The following is a 1,749-nucleotide window of genomic DNA, read 5'->3' as shown; positions in this document are numbered from 1 at the left end:
CCAGAATGGAGTCTCTCAGGTATTCCACTTCTGTGTTACATCGATTTAAAAGGCAACAACCATTTCTACATCAATGTGCCTTGAATTGAAAAACCTGAGAGACTCTGAACTGACTAGATATTTAATGGGATTGGTATAATATCTATATTAATTTATTTGCTTAAGGCTTGTTGTTCTTTCAAGGTGAATATTGCAGCTGTACGTGACAATGTTATACAAGCCAGAGCTTATGGCACCTTGTTATTCAGTCAGTCATCATGCAGTCTGAAGTGTGGTTAAACGGGCTATTAAATCATTATTGAATAAGTTTTAAGGCATTTATATAACTGGGTGACACCTTGCACCGCCTAGTTATACCAATCCTATTAAATATGTGAACTGACCAGATATTTAATGGGATTGGTATTATATTTAAAAAAATCATTTATATCGAAGAAATGTTAACCAAGTAAGATCAACGGCCCCTTGTGATAATGGATTATTATGATAATTAAAACAGAAATACACGACATCCCTACACCAACAGGTGTGATGAGAACAACATTATACCGCCCTGATAATAAGGGCCAGTTTGCGACCGTGATTTTTTACTCAGAAATATTCCAACAAACCGCACCAATAGCTCGCTCGGCCGCTATTTTAGCAAGCCATGGCTTTGTAGTATTAGTCCCAGAAGTGTTTCATGAGCTCAATCCTATCGGCACCGTGTTGGCGTATGATGATGCAGGTAAAGATAAAGGCAATGCCGACAAGTGGGCTAAGCCTTTAGAGCATCATGACAGTGATACTTGCGCGTTAGTTGATTTTGCTCGTGCACAGCCATTTTGTAGTGATAAATTAGGTGCGATGGGCGTATGTATTGGTGGGCATTTAGCGTATCGAGCAGCACTTAATCCAGACATTAGTGGCGCATTTTGTTTATATCCTACCGATATTCATTCAAATACTTTACCTTGTGATGTAGGTAATGACTCTCTCACTTGTACTGATGATATGAAAAGTGAATTAGTGATGGTATTTGGTAAACAAGACCCACATGTTAGCAAAGAAGGACGTCAACTTATTTACCAAAAGCTTGAACAGGCCAATGCAAACTTTACTTGGCTTGAGGTGAATGCTCAGCATGCGTTTATGCGAGATGAGGGTGAACGTTACGATGCCGCTTTAGCTTTACAAATGTATTTACAAGCGGTGGCATTTTTTCATCGGGTGTTGAACTAGTCAGGATGCAGAGTCAACGCACAGAGAGCAACTATTACAAGAAATCGCAGAATGCGGATGCTCAATGGTTAGTAAGGGATCGCGTTGTCGATACCTAGTGAAAGTAGGGATTTAATTAACAGTTAACATTTTGAATGTTGATTAAGTTGGTTTTGATGATAAAGATATTATCATTCGCTTAAGTGAAACTGCCTGATTTATCTACAGCATATCAAACACGGCTATTTTTCAGAAAACGTCGAATTAAAAAATTTGATAAACGTATACTGGCCATCGAGGTCGTTTAGAGAGTGGTTAATGTGAACTAAAACTATATTAATCGGCATAATACCAATCCCATTAAATATCTGGTCAGTTCAGAGTCTCTCAGGTTTTTCAATTCAAGGCACATTGATGTAGAAATCAGGGCGAGATCGTGAACGTTTTTCAATCAACTTAACACACGATTTGACGTTAACATTTAGCTATGATCTTATACTCCCTTTTTTCGGGAGCTCACCATGCATATTGACCACTTCAAAGAGACTT

Annotated in this window: 1 protein-coding gene; it reads left to right on the top strand. The window is 38.4% G+C overall.

From position 1 onward, the window contains the following. Positions 1 to 483 precede the first annotated feature (483 nt). The gene (locus ACWXWT_RS20435) at positions 484 to 1,221 is read left to right on the top strand and encodes a dienelactone hydrolase family protein (protein ID WP_456043399.1); all 738 of its coding nucleotides are present in this window, start codon (positions 484 to 486) and stop codon (positions 1,219 to 1,221) included. Positions 1,222 to 1,749 lie beyond the last annotated feature (528 nt).

The organism is Shewanella sp. A22, from assembly GCF_053850585.1.
The sequence above is the reverse complement of the archived record's forward strand: the minus strand, read 5'-3'. Positions and strand labels throughout refer to the sequence as shown.

Coding starts and splice junctions, on each gene's coding strand:
- ACWXWT_RS20435 (WP_456043399.1), top strand. CDS start 484: ATGATAATTAAAACAGAAATACACGACATCCCTACACCAACAGGTGTG.